General features: G+C 72.7%; 10 protein-coding genes and 1 pseudogene. 6 read left to right on the forward strand and 5 right to left on the reverse strand.

Going from position 1 to position 17,540, the window contains the following annotated elements; all coding sequences use genetic code 11:
• Nucleotides 1-328 precede the first annotated feature (328 nt).
• The gene (locus tag H8R17_RS24480) at nucleotides 329-877 is read right to left on the reverse strand and encodes a MarR family winged helix-turn-helix transcriptional regulator (protein WP_187825366.1); all 549 of its coding nucleotides are present in this window, start codon (nucleotides 875-877) and stop codon (nucleotides 329-331) included.
• Between the two features lie 140 nt (nucleotides 878-1,017).
• Between H8R17_RS24480 and H8R17_RS24485 the strand changes: the two genes are divergently transcribed.
• A complete protein-coding gene (locus H8R17_RS24485) occupies nucleotides 1,018-2,292 on the forward strand; it encodes an MFS transporter (protein ID WP_187825409.1) in 1,275 nt (424 codons plus the stop codon).
• Nucleotides 2,293-2,419: 127 nt separating this feature from the next.
• Here the strand turns inward: H8R17_RS24485 and H8R17_RS24490 are convergent, their stop codons facing one another.
• Nucleotides 2,420-4,075: a SpoIIE family protein phosphatase gene (locus H8R17_RS24490; RefSeq protein WP_187825367.1), complete on the reverse strand. Its 1,656-nt coding sequence runs from the start codon at nucleotides 4,073-4,075 to the stop codon at nucleotides 2,420-2,422.
• Between the two features lie 167 nt (nucleotides 4,076-4,242).
• A complete protein-coding gene (locus tag H8R17_RS24495) occupies nucleotides 4,243-5,622 on the reverse strand; it encodes an NAD(P)/FAD-dependent oxidoreductase (protein ID WP_187825368.1) in 1,380 nt (459 codons plus the stop codon).
• A gap of 391 nt (nucleotides 5,623-6,013) precedes the next feature.
• On the opposite strand from H8R17_RS24495, the gene H8R17_RS24500 reads away from it, so the two are divergent.
• Nucleotides 6,014-6,778, forward strand: a complete 765-nt coding sequence (locus H8R17_RS24500) for a TetR/AcrR family transcriptional regulator (protein WP_187825369.1) — start codon at nucleotides 6,014-6,016, stop codon at nucleotides 6,776-6,778.
• A gap of 380 nt (nucleotides 6,779-7,158) precedes the next feature.
• Complete coding sequence (locus H8R17_RS24505; protein WP_187825370.1) at nucleotides 7,159-9,096, forward strand: NPCBM/NEW2 domain-containing protein; 1,938 nt, start codon at nucleotides 7,159-7,161, stop codon at nucleotides 9,094-9,096.
• 31 nt (nucleotides 9,097-9,127) lie between these two features.
• Here H8R17_RS24505 and H8R17_RS47315 read toward each other — a convergent pair.
• Nucleotides 9,128-10,442: pseudogene (locus H8R17_RS47315) on the reverse strand (AfsR/SARP family transcriptional regulator); the annotation flags it as partial.
• Nucleotides 10,443-10,829: 387 nt separating this feature from the next.
• Nucleotides 10,830-12,941: an asparagine synthase-related protein gene (locus H8R17_RS24520; protein ID WP_187825373.1), complete on the reverse strand. Its 2,112-nt coding sequence runs from the start codon at nucleotides 12,939-12,941 to the stop codon at nucleotides 10,830-10,832.
• A gap of 782 nt (nucleotides 12,942-13,723) precedes the next feature.
• Between H8R17_RS24520 and H8R17_RS24525 the strand changes: the two genes are divergently transcribed.
• From H8R17_RS24525 to trmB, 3 genes are all read left to right on the forward strand, one after another.
• The gene (locus H8R17_RS24525; RefSeq protein WP_187825374.1) at nucleotides 13,724-15,148 is read left to right on the forward strand and encodes an MFS transporter; all 1,425 of its coding nucleotides are present in this window, start codon (nucleotides 13,724-13,726) and stop codon (nucleotides 15,146-15,148) included.
• Between the two features lie 73 nt (nucleotides 15,149-15,221).
• Nucleotides 15,222-16,439 carry an L-2-hydroxyglutarate oxidase gene (lhgO, locus tag H8R17_RS24530; protein ID WP_316959524.1) on the forward strand — a complete coding sequence of 406 codons (1,218 nt, stop codon included), beginning with the start codon at nucleotides 15,222-15,224 and terminating at the stop codon, nucleotides 16,437-16,439.
• A gap of 172 nt (nucleotides 16,440-16,611) precedes the next feature.
• On the forward strand, nucleotides 16,612-17,517 hold the full coding sequence (gene trmB / locus H8R17_RS24535; protein WP_316959525.1) for a tRNA (guanosine(46)-N7)-methyltransferase TrmB: 906 nt from the start codon (nucleotides 16,612-16,614) through the stop codon (nucleotides 17,515-17,517).
• The last annotated feature ends 23 nt before the right edge of the window (nucleotides 17,518-17,540 follow it).

The raw sequence follows: 17,540 nt of genomic DNA on the forward strand, positions 1-17,540 counted from the left end.
TTCGGTGTTTCCGACTCTATCAGATCTTTTCTCGACCCGATCCCCAGTCAGCGGGGGTTGTCTTCGCGGCCGTTGGGCCGTTCCGACGTCTCAAACCTTAGCGGATCCTCTCGGCGTTTCCCAAATCGGGCCGTCGAGCCCCTATACGAATTGAATTCGGGCACGCCGAAATCAACCCCGTCGGGATATCGTACTGGTGGTTTGAGTGCCGCTTGTGCGGCGGGAGGTGTTGTCGAAGAACCGTTACGGCTCCGCGGCAACCCGAAGAACTTTACGTATCCGGCGACGGGCTGTCAAGCGGCCCTGTCAAGATCTTTTGTGCTCGGCATCAGTCCAGGTCGATGAGGCGTCCGCCCGCGTCCGGCTGGGCGTGCTCCACCCTGCGCAGGAGGCGGGTGAGGACCTCGCCGAGTGCCGTCCGCTCCTCTGGGGAGAGGTCCTGGAGCAGGTCCTCCTCGAAGACCGATGCCAGTCGCATCGCCTCCAGCCACTTCTCACGCCCCTCGGGTGTCAACTCCACGATGACCCGTACGCGATTGGTCTCATCGCGTTCCCGGGTAACCAGCCCTTCGGCGACCATGCGGTCGATCCGGTGAGTCATCGCGGCCGGCGTGAGACCGAGACGCTTGGCGAGGTCGCTGGGGCCAAGCTGATAGGGGGCGCCGGAGAGGACGAGGGCCTTGAGGACCTCCCACTCGGCGTTGCTGATGCCGAGCTCGGCGGTCTGGCGGCCGTAGGCGACGTTCATCCGGCGGTTCAGCCGGGACAGCGCCGAGACGATCTTCTCGACCTGGGGGTCGAGGTCCTGGAACTCGCGCTGATATGCGGCGATCTGCTCTTCGAGTGTCGGCTCGCCCAGGCCGGTCGTGTCGCCCATGGCGGCAGTATCGCACGCCCCCACTTTGCCTTGAAGTCCTTCGCTATGTACTCTTTATCTTTGAACTTTATCTTCGAAGTCTTCAGGACTAACCACTGAGGCTCCCTAGCTAACCGAGAGAGGTGAACGTGACCAGGCCGATGGGCGCAGCGACGCGCCGGATCCACGTGGGCAACGCACTCAGCGCATTCGGGCTCGGCTTCACCGTCCCCTACCTGTACGTCTATGTGGCGCAGGTGCGGGGGCTTGGTGCCGTGACGGCGGGGCTCGTGCTCGCGGCCTTCGCCGTGGCCGCGCTGGTCGTGCTGCCGTTCGCCGGGCGGGCCATCGTCCGGCGGGGCCCGCTGCCGGTGCTGCTCGCCGCCCTGGTCGCCGCCGCTGCCGGTGCGCTGGGTCTGGGGCTGTCGGGCAGTGCGGCGGCCGTGCTGCTGTCGGCGGCCGTCCTGGGAGCCGGGCAGGCCGTGATGCAGCCGGCGCTGGCGACGATGATCGTCCACTGCTCGTCGGCCGGGACGCGCTCGCGCGCCTTCGCCCTGCAGTTCTTCCTGCAGAACCTCGGGCTCGGGGTCGGCGGCCTCATCGGCGGCCATCTGGTGGACACGACCAGCGCGAGCTCGTTCACGCTGCTGTTCGCGATCGAGGCGGCGGTGTTCCTGCTGCTGGTCGTGGTGATGTCGACGGTGCGGATGCCGCACTCGCCGCGGGTCGAGGGTGCGCCGGGGCGGTCGGGCCCGGGCGGCTGGCGGCAGCTGCTGGGCAACCGGGCGATGGTGCAGCTGTGCGTGTTGGGCTTCGTGCTGTTCTTCGCCTGCTACGGGCAGTTCGAGTCGGGGCTCAGTGCCTACGGCGTGGAGGCAGCCGGGATATCGACGTCCGCGCTCGGTACGGCGCTGGCCGCGAACACGGCGGTGATCGTGGTCGCGCAGTTCGCCGTGCTCCGGTTCGTCGAGCGGCGCAGGAGGTCGCGGGTCATCGCCGCCGTGGGGCTGATCTGGGCCGTGGCGTGGGCGGTGGCCGGGTACGCGGGGCTTGGGCACGGGAGCCAGGCCATGGCGACGGCCGCGTTCGTCTCGACGTACGCGCTGTTCGGGCTGGGTGAGTCGATGCTGTCGCCGACGGTGGCTCCGCTGGTGGCCGATCTGGCGCCGACGGGGCTTGCCGGGCAGTACAACTCCGCCTTCGCCCTGGTGAAGCAGCTCGCGCTGGCGGTTGGGCCGGCGGTGGGCGGGCCGCTGGGGGCGTCGCTGCATGCCCCGTACATCGTGATGTTCCTGCTGTTCTCGCTGGCGATCAGTGTGCTGGCGGTGCGGTTGGGGCGGCAGCTCACGGAGGTGCAGGACCGGCCGTGGCTGGCGAATAGCCGGGTCGTTGCGCGGGGTGGGGCGCCTACGGAGTCGGTGTCCGCGGGGGCGTGAGGTACCTGCGGCTGGCCGGGGGTGGGTGCGCCGGGCGCGTGGTGGGGTGCCTCCCAGGCCCTTAAGGCACCGGGAGAGGCACGACTGCCCGCAGGTACGACGACTGCGCGGGCCCGCGGCTAAGCACCTACGTACGCGGTAGTGCGAACTCGCACCACACTGCCTTGCCGCTCCCCGGTGTCCGTCGGCTCCCCCAGTTGGACGCGATCGTGGCCACGATCGCGATGCCTCTTCCCGACTCGTCCGCCGGTTCCGCGCGGCGGCGCCGCGGCAGATGGTCGTCGCCGTCGGTGACCTCGACGATCAGGCGGCGGTCGGTGCGGCGCAGGCGCAGGCGCATCGGCGGAGTGCCGTGCTGGAGGGAGTTGGCGACCAGTTCGCTGGCGGCCAGGACACCCAGGTCGTGCAGGTCCGAGGGGAACCGCCAGCTGGTGAGCACGCCGGAGGCGAAGGCACGCGCGCGTGGGGCCGCTTCCACGCCGCCCAGCAACTCCAGCGCCGCGTTGCGGAAGAGTTCGGCCTCGGGGCCGGTGCGGGCAGGGTGCTGGAGGACCAGGACGGCCACGTCGTCGTCGTGGTCGGCGGTCACGCCCGCCGAGCGGACCAGGCGGTCGCAGACGACCTGGGGGGTGCCGGTGGCGCCGGCCAGGGCGCTTTCCAGGGCCGCGATGCCCTCGTCCAGGTCCTTGTCACGGCGCTCGACCAGGCCGTCCGTGTACAGGACGGCCGTGGAGCCGGGGCCCAGGGGGATGGAGCCCGAGGCGTGCATCCAGCCGCCCGTGCCGAGCGGCGGGCCGGTGGGTTCGTCGGCGCGCAGCACGTCGCCGTTCTCGTCTCGGACGAGGACCGGCAGGTGGCCCGCGGACGCGTACACCAGCTTGCCCTCGTTGGGGTCGTGGACGGCGTACACGCACGTGGCGATCTGGTTGGCGTCGATCTCGGCGGCCAGGCCGTCGAGGAGTTGCAGCACCTCGTGCGGCGGGAGGTCCAGGCGGGCGTACGCCCTGACCGCCGTACGGAGCTGGCCCATGACCGCTGCCGCGCGGACGCCTCTGCCCATGACGTCGCCGATGACCAGGGCCGTGCGGCCGCCGCCGAGGGTGATCACGTCGTACCAGTCGCCGCCGACCGCGGTCTCCGTGCCGCCGGGGTGGTAGGTGGCGGCGATGCGCAGGTCGTCGGGCTCCTCCAGTTCCTGCGGGAGGAGGGAGCGCTGGAGGGTGACGGCCGTTTCGCGCTGGCGGCGTTCGCTGGCGCGCAGCCGCTCGGCGGCCTCGGCGTGGTCGGTGACGTCGGTGGCGAATACGAGCACACCGGGGCCGGCCCGGCAGGCCTTGTCGTCCTCGGTGGCCGGGGTGCAGGTGAAGGTGTAGGAGCGGCCGTCGGGGGCCTTGCGGGACTTGACCGTGCGGGGCTTGCCGCTGCGCAGGACCTGGTCGAGGAGGGGCAGCAGCCCCAGTTCGTCGAGTTCCGGGAGGGCTTCGCGCGCGGGTGCGCCGATCGGGCGTACGCCGAAGGCCGTCGTGTAGGCGTCGTTGACGTAGGCGAGGCGGTGGTCGGGGCCGTGGACGAGGGCGACCAGGGACGGGACGCGGTCGAGGACCTCGCGCACCGACAGGTCGTCGACGGCGGGTACGGCGGGTGGGTCGTCGGTCAGTTGTTCGGCACGGGCGGCGGGCACGGAGCCGTCTCCCCGCCGGTCCGGGGAGACCGTGTGCTCGGTCCGCGCTGCGGCGCGGCGCTGTGTTCCGGGGAGCCGGGCGCTCCAGCGCGTGAAGTTCACGAATCCTTGCCTCGTGTAGTCGTCGGCGGCCGGTACCGGAACCGGCCGGGACCCGGGGGCCGCGCGGGCGAGCGGCGGCATGCCCGGTGGTGGACCAGTCTGGCAGTGTGCCGACCGAGCCGACATCCGTCAGACGCCGGGCCGACCGGTGGAGTTCCTGGGTCCGGTCAGGACGACCCCTTCGGGTTGTCCGGGGGGTCTTGAGAAGGCTTTCCACCGGCAGCGAGTTCGAACTCCGCTCGGGGATGTTCGAGTGAACCCAGGGAGACGATCTCGCGTTTGAAGAGCCCGGACAGGGTCCATTCGGCGAGCACGCGCGCCTTGCGGTTGAAGGTCGGCACGCGGCTGAGGTGGTAGGCGCGGTGCATGAACCAGGCCGGGTAGCCCTTCAGCTTGCGGCCGTAGACGTGGGCGACGCCCTTGTGCAGGCCGAGGGAGGCGACGGAGCCGGCGTACTTGTGTGCGTACGTCTCAATGGGTTCGTCGCGCAGGGCGTGCGCGATGTTGTCGCCGAGGAGCCTCGCCTGGCGGAGCGCGTGCTGGGCGTTGGGGGCGCATTCCGCGCCGGGTTCTTCGGCGGTGACGTCGGGGATCGCGGCGGCGTCTCCGGCCGCCCACGCGTGTGTGGTGCCCTCGACGGTCAGCTGCGGGGTGCAGGTCAGCCGGCCCCGGCCGTTGCGGGGGAGGTCGGTGGCGGCGAGGACGGGGTGGGGTTTGACGCCGGCGGTCCACACGACCGTACGGGTGGGGAAGCGGGCGCCGTCGCTGAGCACGGCGACGCGGTCCGCGCAGGATTCGAGGCGGGTCTGAAGACGTACGTCGATGTTGCGGCGGCGCAGTTCGGTGACGGTGTAGCGGCCGAGTTCCTCGCCGACCTCGGGCAGGATGCGGCCGGTGGCCTCGACGAGGATCCACTTCATGTCCTCGGGCCGGATGTTGTGGTAGTAGCGCGCGGCGTAGCGGGCCATGTCCTCCAGTTCGCCGAGCGCCTCGACTCCGGCGTAGCCGCCGCCGACGAAGACGAAGGTGAGGGCGGCGTCGCGGATCCCCGGGTCGCGGGTGGAGGAGGCGATGTCCATCTGCTCGATGACGTGGTTGCGCAGGCCGATGGCCTCCTCGACGGTCTTGAAGCCGATGCCGTGGTCGGCGAGGCCGGGGATGGGCAGGGTGCGGGAGACGGATCCGGGTGCGAGGACGAGCTCGTCGTACGTCAGTTGCCGTGCGCCGGTGCCCTCCTCCTCGGTGGCGAGGGTGCGGACGGTGGCGGTGCGCTTGGCGTGGTCGACGGACTCGGCCTCGCCGATGACGACGTGGCAGTGGTCGAGGACGCGGCGCAGCGGTACGACGACGTGCCGGGGCGAGATGGAGCCGGCCGCCGCCTCGGGGAGGAACGGCTGGTACGTCATGTACGGGTCGGGGGTGACGACCGTGATCTCGGCCTCGCCCCGTTTCAGTTCCTGTTTGAGCTTCTTCTGGAGGCGCAGGGCCGTGTACATCCCGACGTAGCCGCCGCCGACAACGAGAATGCGCGCACGTTCCTTCACCATCCCATGACGCACCCGGCGCCTGCGTTTGTCCACAGGCTCGGCAATTTGTGTGACCGGGGGCCCGGTGGCCGAAGAGTTGGCCGAATTGTCGGAGTGTGCGGAAGGATCGCAGGTCAGCGGGCATGATCCAGGGGCGTGAGGGGGCACATTCGGGGCGTATGCGCCCCGTACTCCGATCGGGGGGCGCTCTGTGCGGAACCTGCCCCTTCTGAATTGACCCTCGCTCAACTATGTTGTGTCGACGGGGTGTGGGGGATGCGCTCATCGGGTCCGCAAGGTCCTGACTCAGGGCCTTTGAGCGGGTTCGTGATCCGGGCTTGTTCCGCCGGCTCCGGCTTCCACATGGCGGGGAGAGTCTCCGGGGGGAGACGTCATTACCGGGGGAATACGTATGCATGTTCAGGACTCTCATTGGTCGTCCGCGTCAGCTGTCGCTTCCGGCGGCGCGACGATGAGCGCGGCGGCGGGAAACGGACGCGGGGACAGTGCGCGGACGACGCCGCTGCGGGTGGACGCACAGCGCAATCTGGAGCACGTGCTGCGTGCGGCGCGCGAGGTCTTCGGCGAGCTGGGGTACGGCGCGCCGATGGAGGACGTGGCGCGCCGCGCGCGGGTCGGTGTGGGCACGGTGTACCGGCGCTTCCCGAGCAAGGACGTCCTGGTGCGGCGGATAGCCGAGGAGGAGACCTCCCGGCTGACCGACCAGGCGCGGGCGGCGCTCGGCCAGGAGGACGAGCCGTGGTCGGCGCTGTCGCGCTTCCTGCGGACGTCGGTGGCCTCCGGTGCCGGGCGGCTGCTGCCGCCGCAGGTGCTGAGGGTCGGCGTCGCGGAGGACGGGACCGACGGCGCCGGTGAGGCGCGGGTGCCGCAGCAGCGGGTGCAGCCGGGCTCGGGTGGGCTGCGGCTGGTGCCGGAGCAGTCGACGGTGTCCGCGGTGGATGATGCCGGGGCGGCGGCGCTGCTGGAGGTCGTGGGGCAGCTTGTGGAGCGGGCGCGGGCGGCGGGTGAGCTGCGGCCGGATGTGTCCGTGTCGGACGTGCTGCTGGTGATCGCCACGGCGGCGCCCTCGCTGCCGGATGCGGAGCAGCAGGCGGCGGCGTCGGAGCGGTTGCTGGACATCCTGCTGGAGGGGTTGCGGTCGCGGCCGGCGGGGTGACTGCGTCGGCTGGGCCACGTTTTGCCGGTTGCCCGGCGTTGCGGCTGGCCGGGGGCTGGGTGCGCAGCCCGGCGTGAGCGGGGTGCCGCCGCGCCCACCCGTGCCGCCCTGGGGGTACCTCCCAGGCCCTTAGGGGTCCTTGCTCTGTGCCCGCGGTTACGGACGGGGGTGCCCGCCGACGTCGGGTTCGGGTGTTTTGGGCGACTGCCGTTCGGGGGAGGAGCGTTGAGCCTTCCCTGAACGGGTGATGGGTAGTACTGGCGTGCGGTAAAACCCCACGGATGAGTGGATGTCCGTCCCAGGGGGTCCTGAACAAGAGCCAATATGGCACTCTGACCCGTGTTCGGGACTGGTGGGGCGGCTGGCGGGGGCTTTCCGCGATGAGTGTGGACGGGCGGGACGGGTCACACGGTGACGGTGACGCCGATGCGGGGGGCACGCCCCAGGTGCCGGGTCAGGACGGACGCGCGGGCACCCCGCCGGGCAGCGGCGCCGCGGACGGCGGCGTACCGGCACAGCGCGGCCGGCACGAGGACAGCGTCCCGCCGCTACCGGAGCTGCTGCCCTCCGACGCCGATCTGATCGGCTGGATGCGCGCGGGCCACGACACGGCGTACGAGGAGCTGCACCGGCGCCACGCCGAGGCGGTACGCCGGTACGCCCGTACCTGCTGCCGGGACGCCCACACCGCGGACGACCTGACCGCCGAGGTCTTCGCCCGCATGCTCCAGGCGGTGCGCGGCGGCTCCGGCCCCGAGCACGCCGTACGCGTGTATCTGCTCACTTCCGTCCGGCGGGTGGCCGCCGGCTGGACGCAGTCGGCGAGGCGGGAGGTGCTCGTCGACGACTTCGCGGTGTTCGCCACGCAGGCCACGCGGGCCTCGGAGGTGTCCGACGACACTGCATCCGTCAGCTCCTACGGAGCGGGCCTCGACCTGAACGCCGGCGTACGGGCGATGCACGAGGCCGAACAGTCCATGGCGATGCGGGCCTTCCGGTCCCTGCCGGAGCGCTGGCAGGCGGTGCTGTGGCACACCGAGGTCGAGGACGAGTCGCCCAGCGAGGTGGCCACGTTCTTCGGCCTGGACGCCAACGGCACGCGCGTGCTCGCCGGCCGCGCCCGCGAGGGCCTGAAGCAGGCCTACCTCCAGGCCCATGTCAGCGCCACCCTCGCCAGCGACCAGGAGTGCGCCCGCTACGCCGACCGGCTCGGCGCCTGTGCCCGCGGCAGCCTGCGCACCCGCGCCGCACGGGGCCTGCGCAGGCACCTGGAGGAGTGCGCCAAGTGCCGGCTGGCCGCCGGCCAGATCGAGGAAGTCGCCAGCGGTATCCCCGCGGTCGTGCCGGTCGCGGTCATCGGCTGGTTCGGTGCCGCCGGGTACGCCAAGGCAGCCGGGCTCATCGCCGGGGGCGCCGGAGCGGCCGCGGCCGGGACCGCGGGCGCGGCCGCGGCGGCGGGCGGCTCGTCCGGCGGGGCGGGCACCGGTGGCGGCAGGGCTGCCTCCGAGGGGCTGGGCATACCGGCGAAGGCGGGCGCGGCGGCCGGTGTGGTCGCCGTGGCCGTCGCCGCGGCGCTGGCGCTCGCGCTGGCCGGCAACGACACCGAGGACAAGAAGCCGCCCGAGGCACAGCCGCCCGCGTCCTCGCCGGTGGGCCTGCCCGCGGAGAACACCCCGGCGCCGCCGGCCGAGCGGGAACCCGCGCCGCAGGTCCCGGTCGCCGTCTCCCGGCCCACCCCGCCCCCGATGCCCACGCCGTCCGCCACGCCCAGCCCGGCCCCCACGCCCAGCCCGACGCCGACGCCCACACCCACACCGACCTCGAAACCGACCCCGCCGCGCACGCCGCCACCGACGCGCACTCCGCCGCCACCGCCGCCCGCCCCGGCCGTCTACCAGTGGAGCCGGCTGCCGTACAACGTCACCGGCGACGGCACCGGGCCCGAGATGCGGCTCGGTGAGAGCAGTTGGGTCTGGCAGCGCTCCAGCGTGTCGATCGCGGACCGGACGTACGCGCACGGAGTGACCGTGCACGGCCGGTCCTCCGTCACCATCGACCTGAACCGGAGCTGCTCCGCCTACGACGCGCTGGTAGGCGTCGACGACCTGACGCTGAAGCTCGGCAACGTCTCCTTCTCCGTCCGCGCCGACGGCGTCCAGCTGTGGAGGTCCGGGGTGATCAAGGGCGGTGACCCGGCGGTGCCGGTCCATGTGAACCTCACGGGTCGCAGGACCGTGCAGCTGGTGGTCGAGCCGCACAGCACCTTCGACACCGTGGCGCTGGCGGACTGGGCCGAGGCGAAGTTCACCTGTTCCTAGGACTCCCGGAAGTGGCCGCGCCGGGTCCGGCTCACGGCGCCGTCCGCCCCGTCAGGCGGTCGCGCGAGGCGTCGTCGAGATCGTGTGCGACGTCGTCGGCGGTCAGGGCCGTACCCCTGGCGTGCTCCGCGGCGTACCGCTCGGCGCCCAGGGCGGCGCGGGCGGCGGCCTCGGCCCGCTCGGGCTGAGCACGCTCCGGCATGGGGCGCGGATGGCCGCCGCGCGCCCGGTCGCCCGCGGCGAGCAGGCGTGCCGCGCGCGGGTAGTCGCCGAGGTCGGCCAGCAGCCCTGCCGCGCTGTCCACGAGCGTCGCCCTGACCAGGTCGGAGCACCGGGTCTCCACGGCCATGCAGAGCGTGCCGGCCAGCTTCGGCAGCGCGGGCCCCGGGCCCGACTCGTCCGCCGACAGCAGGGCGTCGAGCAGGTTCAGCATCGCCAGGAACTGAGGCGGCGGCGTGCCCCGCGCGGTCTCGGCGCGGGCCGCCTCCCACAGCTCGCGCGCCCGGCCGGTGTCCTCGTCCTCCAGGGCGATCTGGGCCCGCAGCAGCAGGACGAACGCCTTTGAGTCCACCACGCCGTGCCGGTCGGCGGCGGCGCCCGCCTCGTCCAGCGCGGCCAGCGCGGCCGAGCGGTCCCCCGCCCGGCGACTCGGTGTACGCGCCCACCTCGAAGGCGAGCCGCAGCGCCTCCTCGTACTCGCCCTTGGCCTCCTCGAATCGGCAGCGCGCCATGGCGACCTCGCCCGCCGCGCTGCACACCTGGGCCCGCACCCAGCGGTCGCCGACGCGGCGGCTGAGCACCCGCAGCTCGGCCAGGTCGTCGTCGATGCCCTCCATGCCACCCGGGGAGTCGACGACCATGTGCGTACGGAACATCAAGGTGACGGCGAGCTCCCAGTCCCCGCCGTGGACACGGCAGTTGGCGACGGCGGCGTCCAGGCCGGCCCGGGCTTCGCCCCGGTCACCGAGGAAGAAGGAGGTCAGCGGCCAGACCATCCCCGGCAGCCGGGCCGATTCCGGGCCGCCCCGCTCGAAGAAGGCCCCCACCCGGTCGGCATACGGCCGCAGCCGGTCGTCCAGCGGCTCGGCCTCGGACCTGAGGAAGAGGTGCAGTATCCGGAGGTCCATCCACAGGGTGTGCAGCGGATGCCCCGCCTCCGCGTCCGGGGCAGCGAGGAAGGTGTCGACCGGGTCGGGGAGGGTGGCCGGGTCGGAGGCCGGGACGCGCCTGCCGGCGTCCAGGGCCGCGCCGAGGCGCAGGACGCGGTCGAGCCACTCGATACCCTCGTGGCGGTAGTTGCGCAGCCACCAGAACCAGCCCATGGCCAGGGCGAGCGCGCCGGCCTCGCCCGGTATCGCACCGGGTCATTGTGTCGGGGGTGACTTCGGCCGGCACGGGATTTGGAGTGCCGTTGGCCGGGGCTGTGTGGTCCGGCGTTTGCGGCTCGCCCCGCGTTGGTGTGGTCCGGGGTGGGTTTCGCTCGCCCGCGCTGACGGGGTGCCGCTGCGCCCACCCGTGCCGCCCTGGGGGTACCTCCCAGGCCCTTGAGGCACTGGGGGAGGCACGACTGCCCGCAGCTACGGGGACATCGCCGGAGCGAGGACGGACACCCCCAAGCGCGGCCCCGACCCAAACCCCACCACAGGCGCTACGCGCACCCCCACCCCACCCGCACAGGCCGCCGCAGGCATACAACACAAACCCGCACCCGCCCACCGGCTGCCCCGAGAAGCTCAGCCCCGCGTCAACCCAGCCGCCCCCGCCCCCAGCGCCCCCCTCTGCGGTGCGATCCCCGCAGGGACCGCGCGTTGGCGGGCGGGGGTGCCGGTCCAGCAGGTGCCTCGGCGGGACAGGAGGCGGCGGAGCCAGAGTTCGAGGGAGATGAGGTCCGCGAGGCCGTCCAGGGGGAGCGGTTCGCCGGCGGCCGCTTCGCGCAGGGCCTTGCGGACCACGCGGGCCTCGACCAGGCCCGCCTCGGCGAGCAGCGGTGTGTCGAAGAGGGTCACCAGGGTGTCGGCGGCCACTCGGAGGCCGGTTCGCGCGGCTGCCGCCGCCGATGCCGTGGTCGGTTCACCCCAGCCCGACGGCAGGTCCCGCACACCGGCCCCCTCCAGCACCGTCCGCAGTATCGCCGCCCGCGCCCCCGGCCGCACCCGCAACGCCTCCGGCAACGCCCGGCACGCCCGCACCACCTGGTTGTCCAGGAACGGCGCATGCAGCCGCTGCGAGCGGATCTCCGCCGCCTGCTCCAGCACCCGCAGATCCGCCGCCTGCCGCGCCAGCGCCGCACGCGCGCGGAAGGCCCCCGGCCGCTGCCCCGGCCCCACATCCGACCGATGCGTCGACGCCTGCAGACGAACCGATACCTCAGCCAGCGCCTCGCCGGTCAGCCAGCGCGCCGCCGGCCCGGGTCTGCCCCAGGTCAGCGCGGCGAGCGAGGCCTCCACCGCACCCCCGTCCCCGTCCGGTCCGTCGAACCGGTGGTGCAGCAGCTGCTCGGCCAGCGTCTGCAGCCCCGTCCGGTACGGCGTCCGCGCCAGCCGCCGCGCCGCCGCGTACACGCGCGCGGGGACCATCACCGAACCGTCCGCCTTCGCCAGCGCCGCGACGGGACGCACGAGATGCCTGCGCTTGCGGTCCATCAGCAGGTCCGCCAGGCGCGCGGGGTGCGCGTCCAGGACCTGGCGTGCGCCGTACCCGGTGAAGTGGTCGGCGCTGCCGGACGCCAGTCGCGCCCGGTGCCGGGCCGCCACCACCAGGGTCGATCCCGGTTCGTCCGTCAGCGGGCCGTCCAGGTCGGCGTACGGCAGGGTCTCCTCGCCGCCTGCCACCACTACGTGGTGCAGGCGGGGATTCGCCGCCAGCGCCCCCGCCCGCTCCAGTTCCGCCTCCCGCCCGCCGACCGCCAGGTCGTTGAACGTCACGGCCAGCAGCCGCTCCCCCGCACCCGTGCCGTGCCCCAGCACCGTGCCCGGCATCCCCGGCAGCCCCGCCGCCAGCAGCGCCAGCGTCCCGGAGGCCGGCCCGCCGGACAGGTCGGCCCCGATCCCCGGCACCGGCATCCCGCGCGCGGCACGCCGTTCGGCGGGCCCCATGCCGGGCACGGGACCGGGGTCGATGCCGTCGCCGGGGACGTGCCGCGGCGCGGCCAGCCGGGTCCGTACCGCCTCCACGAGCGCGTCACGCACGGCGTCGACCGAGCTGTCCGGGTCGGCCGTGGGTGCCGCCACGGCGAGCGAGGCCACGGGCTCGTACGCGGCAATCTCGCGTGCCCCGGCGCGCAGGATCAGCGCATGCCCCGGCGGAACGCGTTTCACGCCGTCGTACGGCGTGGACTCGTGCAGCGCGGCCGGCACGTCGGGGGCGGCGAGCAGCGCGGCGAGGTGACCGAAGTCGAGGTTGGCCCCGATGAGGTCGGCCAGTGGCAGCGCGGCGGTCGCGTACGCCGTACCGCCGGCCCACGGGGTGTGGAACACCGGCCGGGCGCCCGCGAGATCGCCGCAGACCGTGATCCTCCGGCCGACCTGGACGACCGCCGTGTAACTGCCCGGCCAGGCCGTCAGATGCCGAAGTGCCCCGCCGCGCGCGGCGAACAGCCCGACCCGCAACTGCTCGTCGGACGCGCCGCAGAGGCCGAGGACCGCGACCCGGGTCTGCGCGTCGGCCGACACGACCCGCACCTCGTCGGGCCGCCAGTCGCCGACCGCCCACAGCGGATCGGGGTCGCCCCACAGGAGTTGGGAGCCCACGGGGTGCACGGTCTCCCCGTCGGGTCCGGTGGCCCCCGCCTGGCCCGCCCCGGCCGGTCCCGCGGCGGTGCTGCTCCATCCCACCAACCACCGCATCGACGCCTCCACAGGCTGTGGACAACCAGTGCACCGTACGAACGGTTCACCATGCTGCCACGAAGGAGGCGCTACGGAGGGCCGGTGGAGCCGCTTGTGCTCCGTCAAATGCGCCCCCGGCGCACACACCGGCACCGGCAGCGGCCCCGATCAGCGCCGTCCCGACAGGGCCGCGCGCCGCCCCGGACGCGACACACGACCACGCCGACACCGGTCCATGGAAAGCAGATTGCGTACCCTGCACGGCCAGGCCACGGCACCGCAGCGACGAGAAACGCGCCCCAAAACGCGCCCCTGAAAACGCCCAACGCGCCCTCAAGTTCCATGGTCGGAGCGCTGATACGCCGCCCACAGTGGGGGCGATTTTCAGCCAAATCGGCGCGGCGAGGGCGAAGCCGCACACGCTCCGTACAGGCTCTGCGCACCGCTCGGCGGTCGCGCCGGTCCGGGAGACGCAGCACGCCTCCCGGACCGTTCCGCCACCCGCGGGGATGGAGGTGACGGTGTCCCCCAGCCCACTGGATCCAGTACAGCGGGCCGACCCACGCAGGCCCCATGGAACCGCTCCCCCGGTGGCCGGAGAAGAGCGCACACACGGGCGCACGGCCACACACCGGGGGCACGCCGCAACAGACCGTACATAGGCCGCACTTGAGTACGGACCACAATCCCGCCATCCGGAACAATGCCTCTTAACGCTTGGGATGCGGCGAACTACGCTGGGTTTACGAATGCCGAATGGTTATGCCAGCGCGGCAGCCGTCTGTGTCGAGGGGTGGCGCATGTCCAGGGAGCAACGCGGGCCGAACGAAAAACTCGGCACCGTTCTCGCCCTCGCGGGAATCTCCAACGCAGGCCTCGCGCGGCGCGTCAACGATCTTGGCGCCCAGCGCGGGTTGACACTTCGCTACGACAAGACCTCGGTGGCGCGCTGGGTGTCGAAGGGGATGGTGCCGCAGGGTGCGGCGCCGCATCTCATCGCGGCCGCCATCGGGCAGAAGCTCGGCCGCCCGGTGCCGCTCCACGAGATCGGCCTGGCGGACGCGGACCCCGCGCCGGAGGTGGGCCTCGCCTTCCCCCGGGACGTCGGACAGGCGGTGCGCTCCGCGACGGAGCTGTACCGGCTCGACCTCGCCGGCCGGCGCGCCGGCACCGGCGGCATCTGGCAGTCGCTGGCCGGATCGTTCGCAGTGAGCGCATACGCAACGCCTGCCTCGCGGTGGCTGATAACCCCGGCCGACAGCTCGGTGGCGCGCGAGGCGAGCCCGTCAGACGGCTCCGGCGCACCGCTCAAAGTCGGCCACAGCGATGTGCAGAAACTCCGGGAGGCCGCCGAGGACGCGCGGCGCTGGGATTCCAAGTACGGCGGCGGCGACTGGCGTTCGTCGATGGTTCCCGAGTGCTTAAGGGTCGAGGCGGCACCGCTGCTGCTCGGCTCGTACTCCGACGAGGTCGGCCGGGCCCTGTTCGGCGCGGCGGCCGAACTCACCCGCCTCGCGGGCTGGATGGCCTTCGACACGGGCCAGCAGGAAGCGGCCCAGCGCTACTACATCCAGGCCCTGCGCCTCGCGCGCGCGGCGGCGGACGTCCCCCTCGGGGGCTACGTACTGGCCTCGATGTCCCTCCAGGCCACCTACCGCGGCTTCGGTGACGAGGGCGTCGACCTCGCCCAGGCGGCCCTGGAACGCAACCGCGGTCTGGCGACGGCCCGCACCATGAGCTTCTTCCGCCTCGTCGAGGCCCGCGCCCACGCGCGCGCGGGTGACGCCCAGGCGGCGGGCGCGGCCCTGAAGGCGGCCGAGGGCTGGCTGGAGCGCTCCCGCCCCGGCGACCACGACCCGACCTGGCTCGGCTTCTACTCCTACGACCGCTTCGCCGCCGACGCCGCCGAGTGCTACCGCGATCTGAAGGCACCCCGCCAGGTCCGCCGCTTCACCGAACAGGCGCTCTCGAAGCCGACGGAGGAGTTCGTCCGCTCCCACGGCCTGCGCCTGGTCGTCTCGGCGGTCGCCGAACTGGAGTCGGGCAACCTGGACGCGGCGTGCGAGCAGGGCGTACGGGCGGTCGAAGTGGCCGGCCGCATCTCCTCGGTCCGCACCACCGAGTACGTCAAGGACCTCCTCCACAGGCTGGAGCCGTACGGCGACGAACCGCGCGTGGTGGAGCTGCGGGAGCGCGCACGGCCCCTGCTGATGACTCCGGCCTGATCCGGTCACCGGACCGACACCTTCCGTGTTTGAGCGCATTGTCAGTGGCGCAGTGCACTATCGAAGGCGGGAGGTGGAGCGAGTGCGGCCGGAGATCGCAAACGACTGTGACGTGCTGGTGATCGGCGGCGGGATCGTCGGCCTGTCGACGGCGTACGCGATCACACGCGCCGCACCAGGCACACACGTCACCGTGCTGGAGAAGGAAACGGGCCCGGCCCGGCACCAGACCGGGCGCAACAGCGGCGTCATCCACAGCGGCATCTACTACCGCCCCGGCTCCCTCAAGGCCCGCTTCGCGGTGCGGGGCGCGGCCGAGATGGTCAAGTTCTGCGCGGAGTACGGCATCGCGCACGCGGTCACCGGCAAGCTGATCGTGGCCACGGACCGGGCGGAGCTGCCGCGGCTGCACGCGCTGGTGCAGCGGGGCCGGGAGAACGGGATTCCGGTACGGGAGCTGGGCGTCGCGCAGATCGCCGAGTACGAGCCGGAGGTGCGGGGCCTGGCCGCGATACACGTCGGCACGACCGGGGTGTGCGACTTCGCGGACGTCGCGCGCCAGCTGGCGGAGGCGTCCGGGGCGGAGATCCGGTACGGCGCGCAGGTCGTCCGCGTCGACCGGCGGCCCGGTGTGGGGGTCGCCGTGCTCACCGGGGCCGGGGATGTCGTACGGGGGCGGGTGCTGGTGAACTGTGCCGGCCTGCACTGCGACGAGATAGCCCACCTGACCGGAGACGCCCCGGACGTCCGTATCGTCCCCTTCCGTGGCGAGTACTACGAGCTGGCCCGCCCCTCCCTGGTCCGAGGCCTGGTCTACCCGGTACCGGATCCGGCGTTCCCCTTCCTCGGCGTGCACCTGACCCGTGGCATCGACGGCGGCGTCCACATCGGGCCCAATGCGGTGCCGGCGCTGGCCAGGGAGGGGTACGACTGGGGCACGATCCGCCCGCGCGAGCTGGGGGCGACGCTGGCCTGGCCGGGTTCGTGGCGGATAGCCCGTCGCCACTGGCGCTACGGCGCGGGCGAGCTGCGGCGGTCCCTGTCCAAGGCCGCGTTCGCCGAGGCCGTACGGCGTCTGCTCCCCCCGGTGACGGAGGAGGACCTGATCCCGACGGCAGCGGGAGTACGAGCCCAGGCCGTCCTACGCGACGGAACCCTCGCCGACGACTTCCTGATCAAGGAGGGCCCCCGCGCGGTCCACGTCCTGAACGCGCCGTCCCCCGCGGCGACCGCGTCCCTGCCGATCGGAAGGGAGATCGCGAGGCGAGCCTTGACTGCGCTGGAGGATTGACGCCGGGGGAGGTTGGCCGGTGGGTGACTGTCGGTTGGTGCGGGCCGGGGGTGGGTACGCTCATCGCGCCGGCGGGGTGCCTCACCCACGCTCGAACGGGCACCCATGCCCGCAGCGGCACAAACCCACACCCGACGGCCCACCGCACCCGGCCCCGTAAAATCGACGTACTGTGACTGACTCCGTGAACACGCCCGACGTTTCTCAGCCCGCCGACGGTGAGCGGCGGCGGCATGGTCCTGGTGTGCCGGTTCGGTATACGCGGGCCAAGGGGGAGCCTCGGTTTCCGGATGGGCCGAAGGCTGATCCCGCCGGGTCGCACTTCGAGAGGCGGATTCGGAGCTTCCAGCCTCGGCGGAGCCGGGTGACCGCTGGGCAGGCGGACGCGTTGCAGCGGCTGTGGCCCAAGTGGGGGTTCGATATTGACGGGGGGCGGCGGCTCGATCTCGCTGAGCTGTTCGGGAATGACAATCCCGTCGTGCTGGAGATCGGGTTCGGGATGGGTGAGGCCACCGCGCAGATGGCCGCCGAGGACCCCGCCACCAACATCCTCGCCGTCGACGTACACACCCCTGGCCAGGGCAACCTGCTCAACCTCGCCGACCGGAGCGGGCTCTCCAACGTCCGTGTCGGCAACGGCGACGCCATCATCCTGCTGCGCGAGATGCTCGGCCCCGACTCCCTGGACGGCCTGCGCGTCTACTTCCCCGACCCCTGGCCCAAGAAGCGGCACCACAAGCGCCGGCTGATCCAGCCCGGCTTCCTGACCCTTGCCGCGACCCGCCTCAGGCCGGGCGCGATCGTGCACTGCGCGACCGACTGGGAGCCGTACGCCGAGCAGATGCTCGAGGTCCTCACGGCGCACCCCGCCTTCGAGAACACCCGCGCCGACGGCGGTTTCGCGTCACACCCGTCCTTCCGCCCGCGCACCCGTTTCGAGGGCCAGGGACTGGACAAGGGTCATGTCGTGAACGACCTGCTCTACCGCCGCGTACAGCACGACGTAGAGCACAACCCAGAGCACGACGCAGAGCTGCATCAGGACCAACCCCCCACCGAGCGCCCCTCCGACGCCTGACGCACGAGGCACAGTCGCGGGGC

Origin of the sequence: Streptomyces sp. TRM68367 (genome assembly GCF_014495685.1) — a bacterium.
GTDB lineage: Bacteria > Actinomycetota > Actinomycetes > Streptomycetales > Streptomycetaceae > Streptomyces.

What these genes read in the sequence shown, in the direction of transcription:
- H8R17_RS24495 (WP_187825368.1), bottom strand. Translation starts at nt 5,622, where the DNA reads ATGGTGAAGGAACGTGCGCGCATTCTCGTTGTCGGCGGCGGCTACGTC.
- H8R17_RS24505 (WP_187825370.1), top strand. Translation starts at nt 7,159, where the DNA reads ATGAGTGTGGACGGGCGGGACGGGTCACACGGTGACGGTGACGCCGAT.
- H8R17_RS24525 (WP_187825374.1), top strand. Translation starts at nt 13,724, where the DNA reads ATGTCCAGGGAGCAACGCGGGCCGAACGAAAAACTCGGCACCGTTCTC.
- H8R17_RS24480 (WP_187825366.1), bottom strand. Translation starts at nt 877, where the DNA reads ATGGGCGACACGACCGGCCTGGGCGAGCCGACACTCGAAGAGCAGATC.
- H8R17_RS24500 (WP_187825369.1), top strand. Translation starts at nt 6,014, where the DNA reads ATGCATGTTCAGGACTCTCATTGGTCGTCCGCGTCAGCTGTCGCTTCC.
- H8R17_RS24520 (WP_187825373.1), bottom strand. Translation starts at nt 12,941, where the DNA reads ATGCGGTGGTTGGTGGGATGGAGCAGCACCGCCGCGGGACCGGCCGGG.
- H8R17_RS24485 (WP_187825409.1), top strand. Translation starts at nt 1,018, where the DNA reads ATGGGCGCAGCGACGCGCCGGATCCACGTGGGCAACGCACTCAGCGCA.